This is a genomic window from Candidatus Margulisiibacteriota bacterium (assembly GCA_003242895.1).
Classification (GTDB): Bacteria; Margulisbacteria; Riflemargulisbacteria; order GWF2-39-127; family GWF2-39-127; genus GWF2-39-127.
In genome coordinates, this window is sequence record QKMY01000024.1 from 67,715 (window position 1) to 93,236 (window position 25,522).

17 protein-coding genes and 1 tRNA gene are annotated in these 25,522 nt (G+C 39.2%); 14 read left to right on the top strand and 4 right to left on the bottom strand.

What is annotated here, in order from left to right:
• Window positions 1-583: 583 nt before the first annotated feature.
• Window positions 584-1,396, top strand: coding sequence for a M48 family peptidase (locus tag DKM50_03820; GenBank protein PZM82264.1), 813 nt, complete (start codon window positions 584-586; stop codon window positions 1,394-1,396).
• Window positions 1,397-1,568: 172 nt separating this feature from the next.
• The gene (locus DKM50_03825; protein ID PZM82265.1) at window positions 1,569-1,877 is read left to right on the top strand and encodes a hypothetical protein; all 309 of its coding nucleotides are present in this window, start codon (window positions 1,569-1,571) and stop codon (window positions 1,875-1,877) included.
• Between the two features lie 14 nt (window positions 1,878-1,891).
• Here DKM50_03825 and DKM50_03830 read toward each other — a convergent pair whose 3' ends face one another.
• Window positions 1,892-3,256: a hypothetical protein gene (locus DKM50_03830; GenBank protein PZM82266.1), complete on the bottom strand. Its 1,365-nt coding sequence runs from the start codon at window positions 3,254-3,256 to the stop codon at window positions 1,892-1,894.
• Between the two features lie 365 nt (window positions 3,257-3,621).
• Between DKM50_03830 and DKM50_03835 the strand changes: the two genes are divergently transcribed.
• The 7 genes from DKM50_03835 (at window position 3,622) to DKM50_03865 (ending at window position 14,933) form a co-directional block, all read left to right on the top strand.
• On the top strand, window positions 3,622-3,894 hold the full coding sequence (locus DKM50_03835; GenBank protein PZM82267.1) for a DNA-binding protein HU: 273 nt from the start codon (window positions 3,622-3,624) through the stop codon (window positions 3,892-3,894).
• 213 nt (window positions 3,895-4,107) lie between these two features.
• Window positions 4,108-5,538: a hypothetical protein gene (locus tag DKM50_03840; GenBank protein PZM82268.1), complete on the top strand. Its 1,431-nt coding sequence runs from the start codon at window positions 4,108-4,110 to the stop codon at window positions 5,536-5,538.
• 104 nt (window positions 5,539-5,642) lie between these two features.
• On the top strand, window positions 5,643-7,397 hold the full coding sequence (locus DKM50_03845; protein ID PZM82269.1) for a hypothetical protein: 1,755 nt from the start codon (window positions 5,643-5,645) through the stop codon (window positions 7,395-7,397).
• 2 nt (window positions 7,398-7,399) lie between these two features.
• Window positions 7,400-8,293, top strand: a complete 894-nt coding sequence (rsgA, locus tag DKM50_03850; protein ID PZM82270.1) for a ribosome small subunit-dependent GTPase A — start codon at window positions 7,400-7,402, stop codon at window positions 8,291-8,293.
• On the top strand, window positions 8,290-8,937 hold the full coding sequence (gene rpe / locus DKM50_03855) for a ribulose-phosphate 3-epimerase (protein ID PZM82271.1): 648 nt from the start codon (window positions 8,290-8,292) through the stop codon (window positions 8,935-8,937). Before rsgA ends, rpe begins: the two co-directional genes overlap by 4 nt.
• Window positions 8,938-8,941: 4 nt before the next feature.
• Entirely contained in the window at window positions 8,942-10,063 is a 1,122-nt protein-coding gene (locus DKM50_03860) for a riboflavin biosynthesis protein RibD (protein PZM82272.1), read from the top strand.
• Window positions 10,064-10,388: 325 nt separating this feature from the next.
• Window positions 10,389-14,933, top strand: coding sequence for a hypothetical protein (locus DKM50_03865; GenBank protein ID PZM82273.1), 4,545 nt, complete (start codon window positions 10,389-10,391; stop codon window positions 14,931-14,933).
• Window positions 14,934-15,070: 137 nt separating this feature from the next.
• Here the strand turns inward: DKM50_03865 and DKM50_03870 are convergent, their stop codons facing one another.
• Complete coding sequence (locus DKM50_03870) at window positions 15,071-16,009, bottom strand: hypothetical protein (protein ID PZM82274.1); 939 nt, start codon at window positions 16,007-16,009, stop codon at window positions 15,071-15,073.
• 207 nt (window positions 16,010-16,216) lie between these two features.
• Here DKM50_03870 and DKM50_03875 point away from each other — a divergent pair.
• A tRNA-Arg gene (locus DKM50_03875) sits at window positions 16,217-16,292 on the top strand.
• A 292-nt stretch (window positions 16,293-16,584) separates the two neighbouring features.
• Entirely contained in the window at window positions 16,585-17,070 is a 486-nt protein-coding gene (locus DKM50_03880; GenBank protein ID PZM82275.1) for a tRNA adenosine(34) deaminase TadA, read from the top strand.
• Window positions 17,071-17,099: 29 nt separating this feature from the next.
• On the opposite strand, the gene DKM50_03885 is transcribed toward DKM50_03880, so the two are convergent.
• On the bottom strand, window positions 17,100-17,963 hold the full coding sequence (locus tag DKM50_03885; GenBank protein ID PZM82276.1) for a hypothetical protein: 864 nt from the start codon (window positions 17,961-17,963) through the stop codon (window positions 17,100-17,102).
• Window positions 17,964-18,075: 112 nt separating this feature from the next.
• A complete protein-coding gene (locus DKM50_03890) occupies window positions 18,076-19,119 on the bottom strand; it encodes a hypothetical protein (protein PZM82277.1) in 1,044 nt (347 codons plus the stop codon).
• Between the two features lie 401 nt (window positions 19,120-19,520).
• On the opposite strand from DKM50_03890, the gene DKM50_03895 reads away from it, so the two are divergent.
• The 3 genes from DKM50_03895 to DKM50_03905 all read left to right on the top strand — a co-directional run bounded on the left by DKM50_03895 (window position 19,521) and on the right by DKM50_03905 (window position 25,520).
• A complete protein-coding gene (locus DKM50_03895) occupies window positions 19,521-21,122 on the top strand; it encodes a hypothetical protein (GenBank protein ID PZM82278.1) in 1,602 nt (533 codons plus the stop codon).
• Window positions 21,123-21,247: 125 nt separating this feature from the next.
• Window positions 21,248-21,628 (top strand): hypothetical protein, encoded by a 381-nt coding sequence (locus DKM50_03900; protein PZM82279.1) that lies wholly within the window; start codon window positions 21,248-21,250, stop codon window positions 21,626-21,628.
• A 349-nt stretch (window positions 21,629-21,977) separates the two neighbouring features.
• On the top strand, window positions 21,978-25,520 hold the full coding sequence (locus tag DKM50_03905) for a hypothetical protein (protein PZM82280.1): 3,543 nt from the start codon (window positions 21,978-21,980) through the stop codon (window positions 25,518-25,520).
• Window positions 25,521-25,522 lie beyond the last annotated feature (2 nt).

The window sequence follows — 25,522 nt, forward strand, 5'->3', positions numbered from 1 at the left end:
TATACGCTTCAGCAAAATCCGGTTTGAGGCGTATGGCTTTCTGATAACATTCGATAGCTTCGTAATGATTTCCTTTGAGACCTAAGCCTATTCCCAGGTTGAAGTAGGCTTCGGGGATATCAGGGTTTTTTGCTATTGCTGCTTTATAAGTGTCGACAGCCTTATCAATGAGCCCTTCCGCCAGGAAATGGTTTCCCAGGTTAATTAGACTTTTTTCAGCATCAGGTTTGACAGTAAGTGGTATTTCGCCTGTTATAGGTTTTCCTGCTTTCCGGCATTATCCCAGATAATTATTTTCAAATTTCTACTGATAATATTTTGATAATAAATACTGTAGTTTTTTGAAAATTGTACTAATTAATTGTATCATTAAATCCGGACAAATCTTTAGAAATTTTACTGATTGCCATAATTTGCATTTATTGAAAACTCAAAGAAATTAGCTGGGTTAAAAAATAATTTTTATTATTCTCGAATCTAGATTTTTTTATTATATTTGCAGCCAATAATTTCCATTATATTAGAGTTTAATAAAAAAGTATTTTATGATAAGGTACCCTCTAAGTTATGGGAGGGGATGTTCATGCAAAAAATAATCTCAGGTTTGTTATGTTTAGTACTTTTGTTGTGTTTATCCGGATGTGAGCGAGTGCCGTTTACCGGAAGAAATCGAGCGGCCTTGATTCCTGAAAGCCAGCTTATCCAGCTTGGCGATCAGAGTTATCGAGAAGTTCTTCAAGAATCGAAAACTTCTAATGATCCAGAGAAAAACGCGATGGTACGATGTGTTGGTGCCCGATTATCAATGGCAGTTGAATCTTTTGCCAGTGAACATAATTTGAAGGATGAACTAAAATTATACAAATGGGAGTTTAATCTGCTTCAAAATGATAAGGTTATAAATGCCTTTTGTTTGCCTGGTGGAAAAGTAGCGGTATACACAGGCATTCTTCCAATTACCGAGGATGAAACCGGACTCGCAGTTGTTGTCGGGCATGAAATTGCCCATGCGATTGCTCAACACGGGAATGAGAGAATGAGCCAGCAACTACTTTTGCAGCTCGGTAGCGTAGTCCTGTCTGAGGTAATTAAAAACAATCCACAGCAGACAAAACAGATATTTATGGCTGCTTATGGTGTGGGAGCCGAGCTAGGCGTTGTGCTGCCTTACAGTAGGACGCAAGAATCCGAGGCGGACCGTATCGGTCTCATTCTTATGTCCCGGGCAGGGTATGATGTCGAGGCCGCAATACCTTTCTGGCAGCGTATGAAGGAAAAAGGCGGAACTACTCCACCTGAGTTTCTTTCTACCCATCCGGCGCCGGATACTCGAATTAAGGATATTAAGAAGGATATCCCTGAAGCAAAAACCTATTACCAGTCTCAACAAAAATAAATGTGAGCACCTGTTCTTGTCTGGATAGAGATTTTTGTGCGGGTTTCTTGTATCTCTTTTGCTTTATGGTATTATGGGAGATGTGATTCAGCAATAGTTTGCTGCCTGGTTTCTGGTGTTTATATAAAAAATATACCGGAATCCGTATTTTTCAATTCTATGGGGTAATGCTATGAACAATGAATGGATTAATTTGAAGCCGAACAACATGGATATCTTTATTGATTCCAAGGTTCAGTACCCGGTAACTTTCGAGTTAAAAGTTATCATCGAAGCAATTAAACCTGAGCAAGAGAACCTTGGGTTATTGGTAGAAATTTTTGATGGTTTACGTGTCAGTTATTCGAAGGTGTCGACGAATGCCAGTAAAACAGGCAAATATGTTAGTTTTTCCGTGAAAGTTACTATAGTCTCAAAAGAGATTTTTGACCGGCTCTATGAAGAAATAGGTAAAATTCCTCATGTTAAGGCTGCTATCTAAAGATTTTCACATTGTTATTCCCTGAAGTCAGGTGTTTCCCGAAGCTTTCTATAAAGTGTTGACCGATCAATGCCCAGAGCTTTTGCAGCCTGCCGTATATTTCCCTGAGTACATTTTAAAGCATTCAGAATTATTATTCTTTCACTTTCAACGAGAGGGATAATAAGAGTATTTGACGTAGGTACTGGTGCCGGAACCTCTTCCGCCATGTTTTTATAGATTTCTGAAGGAACATCCTCTAGGGTTAAGAGTTCGTTTTTTGTGAGGATTATTCCACGTTCGATGATGTTTTCCAGCTCTCTTATGTTTCCAGGCCAGTCATGATTGAGGATCGCATGGAGTGCTTGACTATCGATCCCGGTGACTTTTTTTTTTATTTTTTGAGAATAGATTTTGAGAAAATGATTGGTTAATGGCTCGATATCTTCTTTCCGTTCTTTCAGAGATGGCAACATTATAGGAAATACGGTGAGCCGATAATAGAGATCATTCCTGAACTTTCCTTGGTCTGTGGCAACCTTGAGGTCTTTGTTCGTTGCCGAAATAATCCTCACGTCGACTCTTACCGGTTCGTTTCCGCCAATTCGGTAAAATTCTTTTTCCTGTATCACCCGTAACAGTTTTGATTGCATCTGGATATCGATATCGCCGATTTCATCAAGAAAAATAGTCCCGCCATCAGCCAACTCGAATTTGCCTTTTGTTTGTTGATAAGCTCCGGTAAATGATCCTTTTTCGGCGCCAAACAACTCATGTTCAAGTAACGATTCCGGAATAGCCGTACTGTTAACCGCAATAAACGGTTTGTTTTTTCTGTCGGAATTATAATGTATTTCTTTGGCAACGAGTTCTTTTCCTGTCCCGCTTTCTCCTTGGATTAAAACCGTAACGTTATTTTCTGTCGCCTTAGAGATTAAATTAAATACCTTTTTCATGGGGAGTGAGATCCCAATAATGGAGTCAAAGGTATATACTGAGCCGATTTCGGATTGAATAACTCTATTCGTTCTGGTAATTTTACAGGTTTCCAGTGCATTTTTTACCGTTATTTTTAATTTGTCGATGTTAAAAGGTTTGAGGAGAAAATCATATGCCCCGTTTTTCATAGCTTCGATTGCAGTTTCAATCGATGCATTTCCTGTCATGATAATTACCGGGGTTTCCGGACTTATTTCTTTCATCTTTTTTAGGACAGTGAGTCCATTTATTTTGGGTATCTTTATATCAAGCATGACCAGGTCAGGTAGTTTTTTTTCGAATACGTTGAGCGCTTCTGCTCCATCTTGAGCCGTAAAACAGTCATAAAGAGGGCCAAGAATATGCTCGGAAATAGCTTTTCGAATATTTAATTCATCATCAACAATAAATATTTTTTCCATAATAACGTCCTGTGGATAATTATCAAGGGTTTTTAAGTTAACAGTAATTATATGATATCATGCGAATTGGAAATATAGCAAACAAGGCTGGCCGCCGGTGTGCTTGTCCTTTGGGCTTTTTGAGATATCGGCTGTTATTTTATGCGTTGTTGTGTCAATAAATCGATATATTTGTTGTTTGTGTCGATAATTTGTTGTGGTTGCAATAAAATATGTTTGGTCTGCGTATGCTTTTTTCGTTCGATCATTAAATAATTGTTCATAAAAGCAGATATTTGCAAGGAAATGCTTGACTTCTAAAAATATGCTATGCTAAATTGTAAGTAATAAACTAATTATTTTTTGTTATGGAGGGGGTGAAAAACTTGAATAAAGGTGAATTGGTTGCAAGTGTCGCTGATGCTACAAGCATGTCAAAATCATCTGTAGCGCAAGTAATAGATGCAGTAATCGAATCTATTGGCAAAGCGCTTAACAAAGGCGATGATGTCGCTATTGTTGGTTTTGGTACATGGAAAAAGAAAACAAGAGCAGCTAGAAAAGGAAGAAACCCACAGACAGGACAAACAATTAGTATCGCTGCAAAAAATACTGTAACTTTTAGTGCTGGTAAAGGTCTAAAAGATCAAGTAAACTAATTTATTGGTTATAGTGTATCTAATAAGAAATCCCTAATAAACAGGGATTTCTTTTTTTAACTCCCAGCCGATTTATGGACAAAAAATGAAATATTTGTTAAACTAATTAGTAGCTTTTTCTCGGAATCAAGTTTAATTTGATGTGTAGATTTGATTGACGTATTGAAATAGGTTAATATTAAATGTTTCGTCTCCGGGCTTTAATGAAATAATATGGCTAATAATTCAATAAACGTTATTAATATCAAAGTATCGCAGAATGAAATGCAAGCAGTTGTGAGGATCTCTTCTGCAAAGGATGATTTTTGCTCTGAAGATATTATTAAAGAACTCAAGAAAAACTTCGTAATTTTCGGCATAGACAATGAGTTGATTGACAAAATTGTTACAGCTAAGCTGTTTGAAGAGGATCATATTGTTGCTGTCGGTGTTACTCCAATCCCCGGGGAAGATACTAAAAAAGAGTTCTTCTTCGAGATAAAAAATAAAGAACCCAAACCAATTATACGCGAAGATGGGAGCGTTGATCATTATAATCTTGATACTGTTCTCCAGGTCGAAGAGGGCGAGTTATTGTCAAAAATAATATCCTCGACCAAAGGGATTCCTGGAATGACTGTCACTGGTAAAGAATTAAAGACAAGTAACGGACGAGAGTTACCGCTTAAGGCAGGCAATAATGTTGTCGCTACTGTTGTTGAAGATGGGATGGAGTTTCATGCAAAAATAACCGGCTGTCCGAAGCTTATAGGGAACACGGTTCATGTTTCCAGCCAATATATAATTGAAACTGATATAGATTTTTCTGTCGGGAATGTAGAGTTTAACGGAGATATTGTTATAAAAGGCGATGTGCTTGATGGCTTCAAGGTCATTGCTTCCGGTAATATCGATGTTCATGGCAATATTAAAAATGCTATTATCGAAGCCGGAGGAACTGTCAATGCTTTAGGCGGGATTATCGCAAAAGATAAAGGCTATGTTAAGGCTGGCGTTGATGTGAATGCAATTTTTATTGAGAGTGGCAATGTTGAAGCAGTGAATAAAGTAAATGTTAAACGAGCTATTATGCATAGTAAAATTAAGGCTGGCAACTCAATTGTCTGCGCCGAAGGGAAAGGCTTGGTCGTTGGTGGAGAGCTTATAGCAGATAACGTGATCCAGGCTAAAGATGTCGGATCCGAATACTCAACGAAAACAAAAATCACCGTTGGTAATCTTATTGAATTAAAAGAACGTATGCAGTTAGTTTCGAGTGAGATTGAGAGAGTAATGGAAAATTTTACCAAACTCAAGCTTAATCGCGAGAAACTTGAAGAATCAATTTCAGCCGGCAAGGCAGCGAGTCCGGTAGATCAGGCAAAAATTGATCAGTTGAAGGCATTTCATGCAAAAATTAACGATGCTCAAAGGGGGCTTCTTGAGCAGTTAAAAAAGCTGAAAGAGGAGCAAACGCAAGTCTCTGAACAAATCGAACAAAAACGGACGCCGATGCTCGCGGTCTCAGGAAAAGTCTATCCTGGTGTCGATATAACTATGAACGGTTGTAAGTGCCATATGGAAAAAACCTTATCGTACGTTACTTTCTATGAAAAGGGCGGACAAATTAAAATGTCAAAATTCGTGGCAGCTGGAATTGAATAAATCTTGTTGTTTTCACCAGTTTTTAGTTATGATATAATACTCTTGCATTTCGTGCTGTCAGATGTTCCTGTTGAGTAATCGGTTTTGAGCAGAGGGAAGAAGCTGTGAACAGCTTCAAAATACTGGCCTGTCATATTATGAAAAAAATAATAAAAAATCAATTCCAGATTAATAGCCTCATTAGAGAAGACCTCATAAGTTATACCTTTTCAGGTACAATTATTTCAACAAATATCGATATAATAATTAAACAGTACAAAACTGCACATATACCATCTGAGTATCTAGATGCACTCGTCGATAAATTGGATTCGCTAAAAAAAATAGTGCATCCGTATCTAATTAAAATCGTTGACTATGAATGTATTAATAATAATCTTTTTGTTATCTATGAACATAGTCTTGGCATGACATTGCCGGAAGCTTTTGAAAAAGGAGAATTTTTCTTAAATGAAGCTCCAGCCGTGACAATTGGAGAAGACAATAGCAAAGTGATTGATCAGGACAAGATTGTTTCCCTGCTTGAGAAAATAAATGAAGGACTGGCGTTCCTGTATGGCAATAATTATTGCCATGGTGCTATTAACCCTGATACTATTTTCTTGCTTCAGAACGGGGCTATTAAGATAACCGATTACGTTGTTAGTAATGAAATTAATTTGTTTAATCTTCAGTCTCAGCATATTATTGACCAAGCAGCCTTTTATTCTCCTGAACAACTAACTCGAGGAATTACCACAAAGTCATCAGATATTTATTCTCTTGGCATTATTCTGTATTGGTTATATAGCGGAAATTTGCCCTTTAAAAATAATAGTGATGTGAAGAAGCTGAATAAAGAGATTTCTCGAGGTGCTGTGCCTCCTGAGTCGATGGCAGGAGCTATTCCTGCTCATATAAGTAATGTCATTATGGCTATGCTTGAACGTGATAGAAAAGATAGATTCAAAAATATCGGAGAAGTTATTGCCAGCGTAAAAGATAATAGTATTATAAAAGAGGATATGCTTAATGGGGATGAGATGCTTAAGCAGCTTAAAGGAGAATATATGAGTGAGCAAAAGGGCAGAAAAAAGAGATTGTCTCGCCAAAAGATTATTATCGCTGTTATTGCTGCCGGAGTGCTCATTGGATTTGCAGGGGTGTATGGCTTATACCTTAGTTATTTCAGTTCAATTCGAGAGGTAAGGATTCCTGATCTTCGAAATGTATATAAGGAAGAAGCCGTTGTTGTTTTAAAATCGCTCGGATTAAAACCGGAGATAGCCGGGCAGATTGATGATGAAGCCATTGCTGCCAATCATATTGTTTCTACTGTTCCTGAGATTGGACGGATTGTAAAAGAAGGCCGGATAGTTAAATTGTTTGTTTCTAGAGGAGCCTCTAAGGTGTCTGTTCCCAATCTTATTGGCATGAAGGAAGATGAAGCTTTTCTCATGCTCAAGGAACAAGGCTTTGCCCCAAAAATCACGGAGAGAATTTTTTCAAATTCTTATCCAAAGGGTACGATAATTTCTCAGGAGCCATCAGCCGATGCTTCCTTAGAAACTAAGAGTGAGGTCGGGTTGGTATTGAGTGACGGCTATCCAGTTGAAGTTAAGGCAATGGATAGTAAGGAAGATAGTTCGGGTGATAAGCTTTTTGCCCAGATTAAATTTTCGATATTAAAAGGTTGGACAAATACAAAAGTAAAAGTTGAAATTACTTCAGCAGGAAATACGGAGTCGGTTTATGATGAAACTCATGCTCCGGGTGACGTTATGTTGCTGGAGTTTGAAGAAAACAGAGATTCTAAAATTACTATTTATTATGATGGTAATGTAGCTTTTGAAGGGTATGTTAAAGATTATTTCCAATAAATATGAAAGATAAAGAAGAATATCAAGGGCTGGTAATTAAATCGTATTGCGGATACTTTTTGGTTCATTGTAATGAAGTTATATATCGTTGCAGAGTCCGTGGTACGATAGACACCAAAGAAGTTCTTGTTGGCGATTATGTTAAGTTTTCGATGACAGAAAACGACGAAGGTATTATCAAAGGTATAGTTTCACGAGTAAGTTCTCTCAAAAAACCTCCTGTTGCCAATATTAATCAAGTAATTCTTGTTTTTTCTGCTGATGAGCCGTTGCTTGATCTTGCTGAAATCGATAAGTTCCTGCTAATCATCCAGCAAGAACAGGTGCCGATTGTCATATGTATTAACAAGATCGATCTTGCGAGTCCTCAATTCGAGGCAATAAAGGGCAATCTTAATTTCTACGACAAAATGGGAATTCCTGTATTATATGCCAGTACTGCAGAAAAAAAAGGGATTGAAGAGTTGTCGAGTAAGTTAGCTGGCCATATCTCAATTTTTATGGGACCAAGTGGTGTCGGGAAAACCTCTTTACTGAATATTATTAAAAATGACCTTTGTTTAAAGGTATCGAAAGTTTCTGAAAAAATTAAAAGAGGCAAGCATACAACGAGATTTGTTGAGCTGATTATGATAGCTCCTGATACGTGGGTTGTCGATAGTCCGGGGTTTTCCTTTTATTCACATAAGCTGGATCCAGCTCAATTGGCGTTGTTTTATCCTGATTTTCAAGAATACCTGGAAAACTGCAAGTTTGCTGATTGTTTTCATGTGCAAGAACCTCGGTGTGGTATAAAAGCTGCGGTTGCAGAAGGCGAAATCGCTCAGTTTCGATATGCTAATTATTGTAAAATATTACAAAGTCTTGTTGAATTGGAAAGGAACAAATATCGATGACATTAATTGCCCCCTCAATTTTATCAGCAGATTTTACTAAATTAGGGCAGGACATTAAGCTGGTTGAAGATGCAGGCGCTGATTGGTTACATATTGATGTTATGGATGGCCACTTCGTGCCGAATCTAACGGTTGGCCCGGTGGTAATCAAAAATATTGCTAAACAGACAACACTTAAGCTGGATGTTCACTTAATGATCGAAAATCCTGATTATTTCATAGAAGAGTTCGTTAATTGTGGAGCATATTGTATTACTGTCCACGCTGAGGCCGTGGATCATCTTCATCGAACTATCCACAAAATTAAAGGGTATGGCGTTAAAGCCGGGGTTGCGCTTAATCCTGCCACGTCTTTAAGTGTCCTTGATCATATTGTCGGCGATCTGGATATGATCTTATTAATGTCAGTTAATCCCGGGTTTGGTGGGCAGAAATTTATTCCTGCCGTAGTTGATAAGATCAAAGCCCTTAAAACGATTATTAACCGCTCAAATCCTAGCTGCCTTATTCAAGTCGATGGCGGCATTAACCTGACGACAGCAGTGGATGTAATAAATGCCGGAGCGGATATTCTTGTAGCAGGTGCTGCTGTCTACGGAAGCAGCAATCCGGCCGAAGTCATTAAACAACTGAAAATTATATAACGATATGTTTTCTAAAGATGATTATTACTACATGAGAAAAGTATTAAAACTGGCTGCTAAAGGAATCGGGATCACAAGTCCTGATCCGTTGGTGGGCGCTATACTTGTGAAAGAAGGAAGAATCATCGCTTCCGGCTATCATAAAGAGTGCGGCACCCCACATGCTGAAGTCGTTGCTATCAATAAAATAGGTAGGAAGGCCGAAGGTGCTACATTATATGTTAACCTTGAACCTTGTTGCCATTGGGGTAATAATCCGCCTTGTACCTTGCCAGTTATCAGTAATGGGATAAAAAGAGTTGTGGTTGGGATGAAAGATCCTAATCCTCTGGTGAAGAAGTGTGATAGTGCCAAAGTCCTTAGGGATGCGGGAATTCAAGTGGACTATGGCTGTTTAGAAAATGAATCTCGGAAGCTTAACGAAATATTTGTAAAATATATCACGACGGGGCTGCCTTTTGTTATTCTTAAAACTGGTATGAGCCTTGACGGAAAGATTGCTACAGCAGCCGGAGCGAGCAAATGGATTACCTCGCAGGCTTCGCGGTTGATGGTCCATAAGCTTCGTAGTATGGTTGATGCTATACTTGTGGGTATTGGTACTGTTATTCAAGATGACCCGGAACTTACTGTACGAGATGTCAATTCTTCCCAGATTAAAGACCCTGTACGGGTTATCATTGATAGCTCTGCACGTATACCGCTTAACGCGAGAGTTCTTAATCTATCATCGAAAGCAGCAACAATTGTGGTTGTGACCGAACTTGCTGCAAAAGAAAAAATAACTTTGCTTGAAGAAAAAGGCGCAATTGTAATAAAAACCAAGGCGCTTGACGGTAAGGTGAACCTCTCGGAATTAATTACGCTTTTAGGTGAGAGAAAGCTTACTTCTCTCATGGTTGAGGGCGGCGGTACAATTAATTCCAGCTTTTTTAATGCCGGAATCATCGATAAAGTGCTTTTTTTTATTGCTCCCAAAATAATCGGAGGTAAGGATTCTCCAACTCCTATTGATGGCGCTGGTATCCTCTCTATGGCAGACGTCTCAAACCTTAACAACGTTTCTTTTACGCAAATCGGTGATGATATCCTTGTAGAAGGGTATATTTCATCCCTTATTAAGTAATTTTTTGATACTTACCTTTTTTTCTTAAAATCAATCTGCTATTTTTCTTGAAACAATAAAAATCAATGTTTAAAAATATTTAAATGTGGGTATATATATTTCTGGCAGTAAAAAAGGCCTCAAGATCATTCCCTAATCTAAAATAATATACGTAGATAAGCATAAAAGTCGCTATAAAATAAAATATTTGAAATTTCAAATTTATTATGCCAGAATAATTATTATACCTACAGCCAAACGTTATTATTATGCCGAAATTTTTTATAATTTTTTGCATGATAATAATTGTATGTAGAATATGTTTAATAAAGAAAGGGGACAGTATATGAATGTTGTGATGCAGAGGATATTTCGGTATTTATTTTTGTTTTTAATGGCGGGTACTCTAATCGGCTGCGGAACTACCGCAAAGCAGTCTGATACGCCAGCAGCCGGAGGTGGGGGCAATCCCTCCCAGTATTTGGGAACGGCTACGCTTTCCGGTAGTGTTGTGGTTACTGCAGAAGATGCCACGAAGGTACAGGATCAACAACAAGCAAATTCTCTCAGTGTTATGAGTTATAAGAACGCGGTTCAAACTATGGCGTATAAATCTGCTAAGACCAGCGTGCTTTCTACAATGAAGCCTTTTTTGTACAATGGGTTAGATAGTCCGGAGATCCTGCTTAGCGGTGAAGCTCGGCTATATATCCTTAATAGCGATGGAACAACCTCCTTTACCGGGATAACTGCTAATCTTGTTGATAGCAGGTATACATTTCCGGGGATTAAAGATGGAGTACAATATATAGTTGAGATTGTAAGAATTGGCTATGATCAAAATAATCAGCAGAATATATTGAAACTAAAAGCGCCTGCTTATGTCCCTGCTGGTGATCATGTTTCTGCTAATGCTGAGGTTTCACCAAAGACGAAATATGCAGTAGATATGATTATGGACAGGGTTGTGAAAAAAGCACAAAGCAAGAATATTGACCAGGCAACTATTGACCTGATTGTTCAGATTGTGTCTGAGACGATTACAGATCTGCTAAGTGAAGGGAAGCTTAATCTCCCTCCCAGTACAGAACCTTATGTGGCTTCAGAAAATGCTACGGTTGCACTTGGAGAATCCTCTGCTGCAGATAAAGCTGTAATGGAAACTATTGCTAGTGATGCCGATGTGCAAAATGTCGAACAGCAGGCCTCAGCTACGGCAACGTTATCTAAGAACGTGTCTGATATGACTGATGATGAGATTAAGTCTTTTTTCAGTAAGCTGGTTGACGGAGCTCCTGATGTGTTCCTGAGTGAATTTGCCAAGTCCTATAGGGCGGGCAGGACTGTTAGTATTTCTAAGATGATCGATAGTTATTATGATTCGCTGACGCCGATATTTAAGCTGTCAGCCGGTCATGATGATGCAGCTAAAACTTATTTGAAGGGAATTGCTCTTACTAATGTAAAAACAGTGCTAAATGCGTTAAATACGTATAATGAGCTGGCTACAACAAATATTGCGGTTTATGGAGTTGAGAAGCTTCGAGATGTTGTTCCTTATATCTCAGCTATTTTCCCTCCAGGTAATGTGCTGATGGCTAATGTCAACACTATAACAGCTACAACTGAATTTAATGTTCCTCAAGGATTATTGATTTTTAGTATGATAATGCCTACGGGTAAAGATGATATGGGAATATTGCAGAATTTATACTCATATTCAGAGTTTGCTGATTGGGTACCAAACTTGCAAGACTTACAAGTGGATGGCGACAATTTTGATCCGTTGCTATTCTGTTCAAACATCGGGTGGATGACAGTTGATGCGGGCAAGGTCTATATCTCCGACATTGAGGCAAATATCAACAAAGAAATGTTCCCTGCTAACTTTTTTGATCCGGGTGCATCTTCTAGTAATATGAATAATGGCAACTGGGTACCCGGAGAGTTTTTGAACGTCAGGGTGGGGTTAATGTTACCTCCTAACCCTACTGTTTCAGTTAATCGTGTCGAATTTGAATATACTGATTCAGCCAATGTTCTCCAGACTGTTATCCTGGTCCCGAGAAGCGCCCTAAGCCAGGGGGGCAGTAAAGGAGGCATGTTGGAGTTTAGTAACAATGCCTGGGAAATAAAAGAGTATTTCCAGAGGACAGGCCAGAAAACATATAATAACAGGATTATAAGAAGTTTTAAGGCTGGTGAAGGGACAATTAGAATCAAGAATCCGTCCGGCGTTGTATTAGCTACCGAAAAAGTGACTATAGTTAAGCCGGATTTGACAGCTGTTAACTTTGTTTATCCTAAAGGTCCTGACATGGCGCTGGTAGCTATGTACGGCTGGGATAGTAGTTTTGCGCCATCGGAACTTGATGTTAATGCCGAGGGTAAAGCTAGTCCGAGGTTTCAGTGGGAAGCCCCGGAAGGCACAGTTCCGGCAGGTTATTCTCTGGCTTATGCTGTTGATTTAAGAAAATCAGTTCGAAAGTACGACCCCAGCAGAAGCTGGACGCCACCTGCAATGTTCGGTAAATGGGAAGGAGATCGCCAGGTCAGCTTGAACCTCTCACAGGATAACTGGGGTACAGTTCCAATATGGTCGTCGTGGAATGATGGTGATCGATTGATCTATTCGACAGAGTTCACCGCACCGCAGGAACTTGAACCTACAACCAGGAATATGGGCATTCCGAACTATCAGACCTTGTACGAGTTTGTAGTTACACCTGTGCTAGTGAAAGATGGTACGGATAGGACTATGTGGCAAGGGGCTCAATCAAATACACAGTTCTACGTAGGTAGCAGACAGTGGACAATTGCACTTAAAGGAAAAATTGCCTTTCCGTCAAAAATCCAGTTGTTATCCAAGCTTCCCGCAGGATTGCAAGCTCTTAGCGGAATCTGGAAGGTAGCTTTGTTCAAGATGTCCGGTAATGAAGCCGGTTCATGGATGCGTAAGGATTATTACGGCGCTAACGATTCCCCATGGGCAAATCGCGCACCTGTATCACAGATAGTAGAACTTGGTAACATGGATGCTGTAGCGAATGATGCAGTCAATTTTGTCGACTACGTGCTTCCTGCTATCAAGAAAAGTCAGAATATGTTCCTTAATAACTCGGAATATGATCTGGTGCTCTGGTATGATATCTCTACCACAAATCGACGTAATGATGAATTGGACGTAACCAGGAATACTGATAGTTTTAATAATTATATGATCAAGTACAGGGAGCCTCAGTTCAGGTTCGGGGCTCATATCGAATATCGTGATGGTCGTCTGGAATACTGGGTTGATGGTGCCATGAACATGAATGGCAATAAAGACCTGACTAATCCGGAGTTCCAGTATATTGATTTGGACCTGGCAAGCAAGATAGGATTATCAGCGCAGATTGGCCAACTACCTGATTATATATTCCCGCCGAGAACGGATACTGGAATTCAAGAGATGTTAATTAATGCGAATTTCATGAAAGACGGCGAAATGAACCAAGTTTTTATCGAGAGTTTCTGGGATCCAATGACTAATGCGTTTAAACCTTTGGTTTTAGAGAATATGCATTATGTTAAGCTGATCCGGGAATGGGATAAAAAGGTTGTGGCGACAGCTGACGCCGCCGCTGTGTTCAGCCCTATGAATGTTTCTAATCGACTGGAAGTCAGTATGAACGCGTTTTCGATAGTCGTCACAGGTAATGCTTTACCATATGACAGCTATAGTATCTGGATCTATGATTCTGCTAATCCGACCCCTGGAATGCAGCCGATTATCAGGACGAGTTCTCCCTATGTGGATTCCTGGTTTATGGGCGGAGAGAGAATCGGTGGTACGGGCTATACTCCCGGTGGCGGAGGTGGACAGCAGGTCATCATGGGTACCTGGAAGATGAGCGGTAGATATGCGAATATTAACTTGTTCCAGGGGTTAAACAAGGATGTTACCAGAATAGCTATTACGAATACTAGTAAAGTTGAACAATGTGCCTGGGACCTTACAGCCTATCCTTTCTATTTTGGGGAGGGTATGGGAGACCCGCTACCACAAAGTGTTACCGAAACCCTTGTGAGCGGTAATGTTCCTGCCGATTTTGCTACAGGTGCGTATTTCATGGTAGGTTACGATGAAGATGGTGGAATTGTGTTCGCTGTGCGCCGGGATGGGTGGATTGGCGATAATCCATATGAAGGACAACAACAGCAGGATGGCGATCAGCAACAAGAGCAACAAACAGATCCGCCTCTAGGGTTCATGGCGGTACAGGGGACATGGACGTACAATGGCGATATGATCTATGTGTCTTCTAATTCCGTAGCATACCAGATCAGGAAGCTGGCACTGGTTGATGCCAGCAACCCAAATAATCTGATATGCGAATGGAATACTCCGGATAATATGCCATCATATCCAAGCCCTATTGCTTTTAATACGACAGCAACCCAACCAACTATCGGATCAAAACCGGGAAACATCGCTACGGGAAATTATAAAGTCCGATTGTACTCGAATAATGGGACGGTGCTGATTGAGGCTGCCAGAGCACAGCAGCAGAACCAGGAGGAACAAGCTGTGGGCCAGTTTAACAAAAATGGCAATATAATAACCACAACGGTTCCTTTCGGAATAACACAAAATGTAACAAGAATAGCTGTGGTGCTCGATGATGGTCATTTTGATTTCGCTGATATAGTTGGAATGTGGAACTATACCATACAACCGAATCAAATAGTGCCTAACGTCCCTTTCCCTGTGGATATGACAGGATTGGTTCAATTTATGGGAACGGGTATGCCGGATGATATTAATACCCCGGGAAAATATTTTTTCCTTGGAATTCCGGACGGGGACATTGCCGTTGTTGATCCTATTTTTATGGCAAAATATAACTGATAATAGTATTTAATGCAGTAAATATTTTAATTGAAGCCGTGCTAATTTGCACGGCTTCTCCTTTTGGTGGTTGAATTGTTTTCGAAGGATTGGCAGGAAATGAAAAGCGATCGTATCATGTCTTAAAGTTCTCGAGATTATTTTTGAAAAGAAATATATTTCTGTAACTCTTTACTGTGAACATGAAGGTTGTTGAGTCGATAATATCGATCGCTATGCTTGGCGAAGGGGACTTGTTTGCCATCTTCCTCTCCCCAATAGTATTCTAGCAACGCCGGATTGAACACGCAGCTTTCATTAATAAAGCCCTTCGTATTCTTACCTCCGGCATTTCTCTGGTCGATCCCGCCTATATATTGCCCGATTGATGCCGCGTCGAATAATGATTGGAAGAGGTGGAAGTTTTTTGAGTAATTGTGTGGGTTTTGGGGGACCATCCTGGTTCGAGTTATGAGCGGATGAGCGTAGACATCCATGATAATCGGGAGATGATCGATAAGGTGGCTGCCTAATTGTCTGTAACTTCCCAGCAATTCCATGTCGTTTATAGAATTCGGAAGTTTGTTTAAGAACGAATAGCTTATGAATTCCGTTAAGTTGTAACTCGCGGTTTTATTACTAAAATACATAAATCCCGGTACGCACCTTAAATCGTTATCGAAGGTCGCACCGATCCCCGGATAACATTGTATGAAAATCGATAACAGCCGGGCTAGGTTAACATAGATTAAGACATCATTTTCGAGATGGAATACATTTGTCAGGTTAAGCTGGTCTATAAGCTCGTCGATATAAAAGAAGCGTTCTGTTGTATGCTGCCAGAAACCATTTCTAAACGTTGGGTCTAAGGTGGAATTATTTTTGAAATTATTATGCCGGCTACTTTCTTTGAGCGATTCACAGCTTACTATTTCTACAGCAAGCAGATTAGCGTAATCTATTTCTTTTATTAAAGCTTGATTTGTGATTAAGAATATTTTGCAGTTGTTATTGAAGTATCGTGCCTGATTGATAGAATCTCTGAGGTATTCAGGTAATGTTAGCCCGCTATGAACAAATACAATTGAGTAGTCCATTTATGCTCATTATAAGGGAGGCATTGCTAATACGCAAATAAGTGGTGCTTTTTTAATGAATTTATTTGTGTTAATATAGAGACACCTAACTTAAAAGGTGTGAGGTACGCTTGATATACACAATATGTACAAAACACAGAGTTATTTGATAATATAAAGCTGTTAATTATTAGAAACTCATTAGATGTAAGCGTTGATAAGAATTGTGCGCTCGTAGCTTAATGGATAGAGCACTTGACTACGGATCAAGCGGTTGGAGGTTCGACTCCTCTCGAGCGCGCCAAACTCAGATTGAATTTCCTTTTTCTTTTTCACGTTTTTTAGTTCATATTGGCATCGTTTTGGTTGCTTTGCTGCTAATATGCTGCTAGTAATTGAAGGTGAAAAAGAGATGGCCTTTATCAGAAAAAATATAAAGATATCTTTTCGCTAAAGCCAGATAATCAAAAAAGTGTCAAATATAGTCAAATAAATTATAATGAAGTACAATCTTTTTAGATGGAATCAAGTCCGATTGGTTTCTTCTGGTAACACCAGATGTTCAATAATTAAGGTTTTTCTGGAATGATAATAAGTTGATAGCAGAAGACGTGTTCTCTAATGAATATTTTATGGCGGAAGCATTGAAACTGGCAGAGCAAGCAGCGCTATGTGACGAAGTTCCTGTCGGTGCAGTCATTGTTCATGAGAATAGAATAATAGCCCGTAGTTATAACACAAGAGAACTCTCTCAGAATCCCATTGCACATGCAGAGGTACTTTCTTTGCAAGCGGCGGCTTCAGTTCTCAATAGTTGGAGACTTGACCAGTGTGATCTCTATGTGACTCTTGAGCCGTGCCCGATGTGCCTTGGAGCTGCAATTAATTCCCGGATTAAGAAAATAATCTACGGGGCAAGTGATCCCAAAGCCGGAGCTTGCGGCTCGGTGCTCAATTTTTATGCACATCCTGGACTTAATCATTCGATTGAGGTTGTGGGTGGTGTTATGGCTGAGGAATGCGGTACAATTCTTTCGGATTTCTTCCGTGCAAAGCGAAAGAGCCTAAAAGGTTCTCCTTGAAGTAATCATTAACTTGAAAATCAGAATGATTAAAAGGTTTCTTCCAAAAAAACAATATCTTTCATTGAAAGATTGAGATATTTTCCTAAATGCGGGCACTTTACTTTGAAAAGGAAAAATTTGTTTTTCCGGTCATTTAAGCCATAGAGAGTTTCAAAGTTGCCTAATCCTTTGGCAATAATGAGATCTGAGTTTGTATAGTAGTTTCTGAACTCGGCATTCATTTCCGAAGGTTCTGTCCCGGCAGTTGTGGACCCACTTTCAATAACCGGAATCATTGCCGCTAATCCGGTTTCTTTCGCATCTTCCAGGAGTACATCGTTAAGGACGGGTGCACTTTTAACGGCATAGATAACTGTCTGGTGTTGCTTGAGCAACAGAGAAATAAAGGTTTTGTCGAAGACTATCTCGCCCGCGTTATCTCCCAGATAGAGAATACGATTGGGTTTTGATACGAGTTCTTCGAAACGGTCAAAATGATCTATTGCAAAATGGTCTTCGAGAACAGTAGAAATTGTTTCATTTAAGTCAAAGCTTGCTAAGGCACCATGATCAATTACATTGCCGGCGATAGCTAGTTTCGCAGCAGTAAGGAGTGGGTTGTCTGCGCTGGCTATTAGTTGATTCAGGAATGATTCTAATCGAAGTGCTTCTTTATTGCTTTCCTTTTTTTCTTCCGAATAAAAATCCTGGATGTGCAGTTCTTGCTTTAATATAGAATGTACTTTGTTGGTAAGCTGCGGTGGATTAATGCTTGTAATCGTAGTCTCGCTCAAAGCTTTTAAAACTAATTTGAGAATATCGCTTTTCTGTTCGTTAGAAGTACTATGTTTATTCAGGATCTCAAGCGATTGCCGAATCATACAGGCACTACACTCAATAAATGATTTCATATATGCAGCCTTTCAACGCGTGTGCTTTAAGTGAATATTAAATAATATAGAAGGGTAATTATAGCATAAGTGATATCTGATTATAATAGGAGTGTGTGACCTTTTTACTCTATTAATTAGAGGAATCCTCTAAGAATATATTTTCTAATTTATCAATAACCTTATTCCAGGTGAATTGTTGGGCAGTTTTTTGTGCGTTAAACGCTAGCTTTTCTCGTATTGCAGGACGATCAAGCAGAAAGTAAATGGACAGAAAAAGTGCATCATAGTCCCTTGCCGGCACAATGATTGCATTTTCATTATGTTTCGCGTAATCATTAATTCCCCCAGAGTCCACTGCTACGATGCATGTATTGGCTGCCATGGCTTCGAGGGGTGGTAACCCGAAACCTTCATAATATGAGGTATGAATAAAAAGATCAGCTCTTTGATAATAGGCAATAAGAGCTTCCTGAATAGGAGATACAATGAAATTATCAATACATTGTTTGTGGTGAGAATTTATTCGTTTGTCAGAAGTTATGAAGGTAATCTCAATGTCGGTACGAGTTTCTTTTAATTTTTTGAATACAAGAAAAAGCTCTTCAATTCCTTTCCATCTGGCCATATCTGAGGCAACTGCAAGTATCTGGGTTTTTTCAGGCTTATTTACAGCAAATCCCTCAGGGAGTTGGAACTTTTGAGGTTGAATTGCGTTCGAAATGCAAGACGATTTCTGCTGTGTTTCTTTTTCGAGTTTATCTGATATCCAATGAGAGACTGTAAGCTTCTTGAGCGGCAGACGATAGGTGTTTTTTGCTAGTTCGAAAGCGACTGAATTATTTTCGAACAAAGGTTCATAATGTTGTACAAGATAATATTTTCTGACATCAGTAAAATTGTTAACCTCGTAAGCTGTTGGCCAGTATGAGGCAACTAGGATATCGGTTTTCGGAATATCGGTTGAAAATTCAGGAATAACAATTGGTTTTATTTTTGAGTCAAACCAGGGTATTTCTTTGGACTGGTGTGTAAGAATATTGACGTGATAACCTCGTTCAAGCAGATGGTGTGTTTGCTCCAGAATAACCCTGATTCCACCCATTACCTGTTTTCCGCCAATTGCCCAGGTTAAATAAGAAATTATCGGTTTTGTTGTCATAATTAATTTTAACATAAATAGATTAATATATAAAATTTTTGTTTAAAAGGTGAGTAATTGTTGAGTTAATCTGTAATTTAAGCACCCGCTAAATTGATGTGGTTCCGAATGTTTTGGTATATTAAAAAAAAATATTTAGAAAATATTAGGCATATAATTCAGGTTTTTTTGGAATAATAAAAGAAGCTGGGAAATATCGGAAAGACAATCCCAGTGTAATGCAAAAATTTTATTTAAACTATCAATAAAAACCTAAAGTATTTTTTAAACGTATCGATAAATTAGATACACTATATAAGAAGGGTTTTTTTAAGTGAGAGGTTTTTATTCTCCAATTCCCTTTTTAAACTCTTATTCAAGGGGGTGAGTGGGTTTGTAACTGGTCCCGGCTAGACCTTAAAATAGCCAAGTCCTGCATGGATGCTGGACTTATATTCCTATCCGGTTTCAGGATAGTGAATATTACAATCAAGGAGGAATTTATCATGGGTATGAGAATTAATTACAACGGCGCCGCGAATAATGCATGGCGAAATCTAGGAGTTTCACAAGACAAATTAACCGGATCAGTTGAGAAGTTATCCTCTGGTCTCCGTATTAACAAAGGTGCGGACGATCCGGCAGGTTTGATCATTTCAGAACGATTAAAATCACAAATTACGGGTCTTGGGCAGGCAATTAAAAATGCTCAAGAGGCAACTTCACTTGTGCAAACTGCTGAAGGTGCTTTAACGGAAATGAATAATATGTTGAATAAGATGCGCGGTTTGGCAGTTCACTCAGCAAACTCCGGTGTTAATGATACAGATACAATTGCTGCTGACCAGAGACAGGTTGATTCAGCTCTTGATTCTCTGCAAAAAATTGCTCAGAATACGAAATATCAGTCAAAGATATTGCTTGATGGATCATCAAGTAATGCCGCTACTTTTAGCACATCAACCTATTCAAATAGTATTTCTGCAATTGATATCCAAGGCTCTGCAGATACACAAAGCGGCAGCGTAACCTTTACACTTACGGCAAGAGCTGAGAGAGCTAATATTGTAGCCAGTGGATTTTCATCTGGTCATGCGGCTACTACACTTACTATCGAGTCGTCAGATTTTGCAGCTCAAACAATTGCTATTGCTGCAAATGCAACTGCAACAGCTACTGCAGCACAGGTTAATAACTTCTATTCTCAGACAGGCGTATGGGCTAGTGTTACTGGTGGTAGCACCTCATCACTTTCTTTTACGTTCAGTTCATATGGTTCTGATCATAGCCTTACTGTCAAATCAAGTGCCGCAGGCTTAATTGGTGGAGCTGGGAATTCCGAATATGCAGCTGGGCAAGATGCTGATGGGTATATGGTCGGTAATTTTGCCAGTACAAATACCACCCTTCAAATGACAGGAACTGGACTATCACTTACTGTTGACTCGAATACTACTGGCCTCACAGGAACGAAACTCACGCTTGTCGGCGCTAATGCCGGGGTTACAACTGAGCGAGCCGGAGTGGGTAACTACGGCGGTGTCGTATCTAGTACATCTGCAGTAGCAGACTTGTTCAGCGTAACCGAGGGTTCTTTGAAGTTCTCTCTTGGACAGGATGCTAATTCCACAGAAATAAGAAGCCTGGCAATCTCTAATATGCAGGTAGCTCAATTAGGTAGTGGTGTTACCGGGCTCTCAGGAACATACAGTCTTAACTCTATCAGAACCGGCAGTGGCTATGAGTTATCTAAGGATGCAGCTAATGCGGTTAAGATTATTGATAAGGCGATTGATGATGTTTCAATAACCAGAGCGAATCTCGGTGCGTTCCAACAGAATGCTCTTGAGACAACCATTACTACATTGTCAATTAACAAAGAAAATCTCGAATCATCTAATTCACGTATTCGAGACGTTGATATGGCACAGGAAATGATGGATTTCACAAAGAATCAGATATTAACACAAGCAGGTACGGCGATGTTAGCGCAAGCAAATCAGCTTCCTCAATCAGTTTTACAATTATTGGGAAGATAAAGATAGCCGCTGATATATATATAGTATTTTGTTTTCATGTTTTTGGTTTAATGGTTGGGCGAGGTTATTCTCGCCCAACTACAAGAAATAATGTTTAATCTGTTCTGCACAAGGAGGTGAGAGTAATGAATATTGATAGCCTTAAATCAGTAGCTATTGAGGTTCCTGTATCATTAACCAAAGAGAACGACTACGTATCAAAGAAAGAGGGTAGTGAGCCGATAACTAAAGAAAAAAACATTAGTAAAGATAACGGGAAAGCCACTAAAGATGAAGAACCTTCAGAAATCCAAAAGGAGGTCGATAAACTTAATGTAATTATGGAAGCTATGAATCGAAAACTGGAATTCGTTGTCGATGACAGGCTAAAAAATCAGATGGTTGTTAAGGTCGTGGATAAGGATTCCGGCAAAGTTATCAGGCAATATCCTGCGGAAGAAATGATAAAAGTAATGGCAAGAATAGAAGAAAGTATTTTAGGGGCCTTGGTAGATGATAAAGCATAACTTCTATTAAATAAGCCAAGAATATAGATATGTAAATTTCATTTGTAAACTTACGAATAGAGTAAGTTTTTTTGTGGTTTCTTGGGAAAATAGCTAAAAACATTGCATCCTAATTATTCCTTCAGCGGTCGCTGTGATATTTCTCTGTTCCTTTGACTTAAATCCAGATAATTCTTTCCAAATTCCCCTGGGAATATTTTGCTGCTCTTTTTGATAAAGAGGGCATAGTTTTTGCTCGAAAAAGTTTGTACTAATCGTTCAAAACAATTATCTCGGGTTAAAATTTGCTAAAAAATTCAAAAAAAATACCGATAATTATAGTATAAAAAATCAACTCAAGGGGAAAAACATGGCAGGTACCTCAAGTATCGATGGTGTAGTTACCGGGATGAAATCAAGTGATCTCATAACACAAATGCTTGAGATAGACAGCAAGCCCATGGTTGACTTGCAAACGAAAAAAACTAAAAAATCAAACAAAATAAATGTGTGGAAGCAAGTAACGGCCAACCTGCTTAGTTTTAAGTTAGATGCCTATTCTTTATCAAGAGAAGCATTGTTTTCCGGGAAGACAATTAGCTCAAGTGATAAGGATGTTTTAGACGCATCAGTATCTGGAACCCCAATAGACGGCAGTTATTCAATTGTTGTTAATAAACTTGCACAAGCCCATCAGATGCTTAGCCGCGGGTACGATGATCAGGATAGTACGGCTGTCGGATCGGGGAGCGTTACCTTCGAATTTGGTAAAGGTAATCTCAATCCAAAAACTAAATTAGATTTTCTTAACGGTCAGAATGGAGTCCATCGTGGTTCTATAAAGATCACTGATAGCGCCGGCTCTTCTTCTGTTGTTGATTTATCAAATGCAACTGAAGTACAAGAAGTTATCAACGCCATTAATACTAATAGCGCTATCGCAGTTACCGCATCCTTAAATGCTTATGGCAATGGTATTAATATTGTTGATACCGGCGCCGGTGCTATTAAAATTGAGGAAGTAAACGGCGGATCTATGGCTAATGACCTGGGCATTAAAAAAACAGGAGTTGGATCTATAACCGGCGATGTTGTTAATTATGTTAATGCCGCTTCCAGACTGAGTCTTCTCAATGATGGAACCGGTGTGAGAACCGTTGCCGGGAATGATATTAAGATAAGTATGATAGATAATACCAGTGTAGATATCGACTTAACCGGCGTTACCTCATTGGAAGGAGTTATAACGGCTATAAATAGTGCAAACGGTAATCTGTCTGCATCATTAGTGGATGATGGTAATGGAAATAATGTTTTGAAAGTGATTGATTCTTCGGTCCCTGTTGCCGATGGCAAGTTTTCTATAACAGCACTTAACGGGAGCAAGGCTTTATATGATCTCGGATTGGACGGAGTTTATTCCGGTGGGAATACGATGAACGGAAAGCGCCTCATTTCCGGGATGGACACTGTAATGCTTAAAAATCTACATGGCGGCAGTGCGAATGATCTTCTTAGCGGGGTAGATCTGTCGAATGATATGGTTTTGACTTTACATAATAATGACCTTGTTACAATTAGTTCAGCCGGGATAGGCGGATTTGGTTCATCATCAACAATAGATGAGTTACTTACGGCTATTAACAGCGATCCTAATGCACTTCTTGGAAAGTTCAGCGCTGAGGCCGTCACTGATGAAAATGGTGTGAAAATCGGGATTAAAATAAACGATTTAACAGTTGGCGGAGGGACTCTTAGTATAGAGGAAAATGCCACAACAGATTCTATTACGGGATTGGGTATATCGGTTGCGGGGACTACAGACCTGTCGATCGATGGTCGGGAATTGCCGAAAAAGACCGGGATAGACCTCTCTAAGGATTTGTCTTTTACTCTTCATTCCGGTAGCTTAACTATTACTTCAGACAAGTTTAACGCTTCAGAGACTTTACAGGAACTTATCACAAATATTAATGATAATTCAACGGGGAAGATTAGAGCTGAACTTAATGACGCTGGGAATGGAATCCAAATCGTTGATTTGACATCCGGAAGTAGTTCTTTTTCAATCGCATCCAATGCAACAACCAATGCAGCTACCGGGCTGTCAATCGCAAATGCAGGAACAAGCAATTATACAATCAAAGGGGCAGACCTTGATACACGCTACATATCTGAAAATACACTTTTAACCGGACTTAACTCCGGTGCCGGAGTGCATAAAGGGCAGATAAAAATGACTAATAAAAATGGTAATAGCGTGATTATTGATCTTTCTGCTGATTATATCAAAACCATAGGAGATGTTATCACAAAGATCAATACCGAAGGCTCGGCTTTTTTGCTATCTGCTGCTGTTAATAGTACCGGTGATGGGATTATCATTACAGATAAGTCTGGCGGCTCTAATAATCTTGTTATCGACAACTACGGTGGATCAATGGCTAATGATTTAAATATTGCTGGGAATGCTACTGGAATAACTATAAACGGCGCATACGAATACACTATAAATGTTGCAGCCACTGATAAATTGAAAGATATTCGAGACAAGATTAATAATGCCAATATTAATGTAAAAGCTTCAATTATTAATGATGGTTCAGTTTCCGGAGCATTTAAGTTAATGATTACCAGTAAGAATTCCGGAGAAGCAGGGCAAATTGTTTTTGATGCCAATGTTTCCGGCGGAGCTGGTCTATCGATGGGTACTATCGCTAATGCTCAGAATGCTGTATTCAGTTTGGGTACTCAGGGAATTGGTTCTACTCCGAAGCTTATTGAGAAATCGTCCAATACAATTAATGATGTTTTAGCTGGGGTAACAATTAATTTGAAAAGTGTTAGTTCGACTCCTGTTACCCTGTCATTAAGCAATAATAATGCTGCGATATCGACAGCAGTGCAGAGTTTTGTTGATTCATATAATTCCTTTATAAATATGGTCAATGAGAAGACCGCTTATGATCCTGAGACGAAAGTTGCCGGAGAATTACAGGGAGATTATACGATTAATCAGATTAAAAACGATGTTTTTAATATGCTTACGAATACTGTGAGCGGTTTGCCGTCTACGATGAATAATATTGGAGAAGTTGGGTTGTCGTTTGGACTTGATGGTACATTGAACCTTGATAATGATCTGCTAAGTAATGCCTTGAATACTAATCTTGAAGGTGTAAAAAAATTATTTACTTATTCTGTTAATGTGGCATCGGCGTCTAATGGTGCAACTTCCATATCTAATCCGGCAACGCCAACTGCGCCTTATACTACAGCAGGGGCAATCGATGGCAATACCAGCTTTGAAGATTTTGTTGACGGGTCTACGGGCTGGAAAGCTCCCGGAGGGACTGGGACTTATCTTCAGATTAATCTAGCCAGCAAATATAAATTACAGAAATTTCAATTATACTCGCTTGATACAAGCGATATGCCAGCAGCCAGTAATTCCATAAAAAGCTTTGACTTTGATTACTGGGATTTTACTTCCAACGCCTGGAAAACTGAGAAAAGTTATTCCGGTAATGCTTCCGGTAATCTAGTTTATTATTTTTCTTCACCGATTATAACAAATAAGATAAGAATTAATAACGCACTAGGAAATGGGGATGGGACAGCTAATATTACTGAACTGGAAGTGTCAGAATCAAGAGGCATCGGGAAAAGGATAGATGATCTTATTTCTACACTTACAGATGTTACAAACGGAAACATAGTACTTGAAACAGATTCTATTCATGAGGAACTGGATGTTCTTGATAAGCAAATTAGCGTATGGGGTGATAGACTCGCAGTTAAAGAACAACAATACAGGGACCAGTTTTCTAAAATGGAATCTGTAATGCAACAATTTAAAAGTACGAGCAACTGGTTAGGAACCCAGTTTGCAAACCTTAGTACCGGTAACTAAGA

Bases quoted from the DNA above. Each gene is read 5' to 3' on its own strand.
- DKM50_03825 (PZM82265.1), top strand. From the start codon at position 1,569: ATGAACAATGAATGGATTAATTTGAAGCCGAACAACATGGATATCTTT.
- DKM50_03840 (PZM82268.1), top strand. From the start codon at position 4,108: ATGGCTAATAATTCAATAAACGTTATTAATATCAAAGTATCGCAGAAT.
- rsgA (PZM82270.1), top strand. From the start codon at position 7,400: ATGAAAGATAAAGAAGAATATCAAGGGCTGGTAATTAAATCGTATTGC.
- DKM50_03865 (PZM82273.1), top strand. From the start codon at position 10,389: ATGAATGTTGTGATGCAGAGGATATTTCGGTATTTATTTTTGTTTTTA.
- DKM50_03895 (PZM82278.1), top strand. From the start codon at position 19,521: ATGGATGCTGGACTTATATTCCTATCCGGTTTCAGGATAGTGAATATT.
- DKM50_03860 (PZM82272.1), top strand. From the start codon at position 8,942: ATGTTTTCTAAAGATGATTATTACTACATGAGAAAAGTATTAAAACTG.
- DKM50_03885 (PZM82276.1), bottom strand. From the start codon at position 17,963: ATGAAATCATTTATTGAGTGTAGTGCCTGTATGATTCGGCAATCGCTT.
- DKM50_03905 (PZM82280.1), top strand. From the start codon at position 21,978: ATGGCAGGTACCTCAAGTATCGATGGTGTAGTTACCGGGATGAAATCA.
- DKM50_03870 (PZM82274.1), bottom strand. From the start codon at position 16,009: ATGGACTACTCAATTGTATTTGTTCATAGCGGGCTAACATTACCTGAA.
- DKM50_03900 (PZM82279.1), top strand. From the start codon at position 21,248: ATGAATATTGATAGCCTTAAATCAGTAGCTATTGAGGTTCCTGTATCA.
- rpe (PZM82271.1), top strand. From the start codon at position 8,290: ATGACATTAATTGCCCCCTCAATTTTATCAGCAGATTTTACTAAATTA.
- DKM50_03830 (PZM82266.1), bottom strand. From the start codon at position 3,256: ATGGAAAAAATATTTATTGTTGATGATGAATTAAATATTCGAAAAGCT.
- DKM50_03890 (PZM82277.1), bottom strand. From the start codon at position 19,119: ATGTTAAAATTAATTATGACAACAAAACCGATAATTTCTTATTTAACC.
- DKM50_03820 (PZM82264.1), top strand. From the start codon at position 584: ATGCAAAAAATAATCTCAGGTTTGTTATGTTTAGTACTTTTGTTGTGT.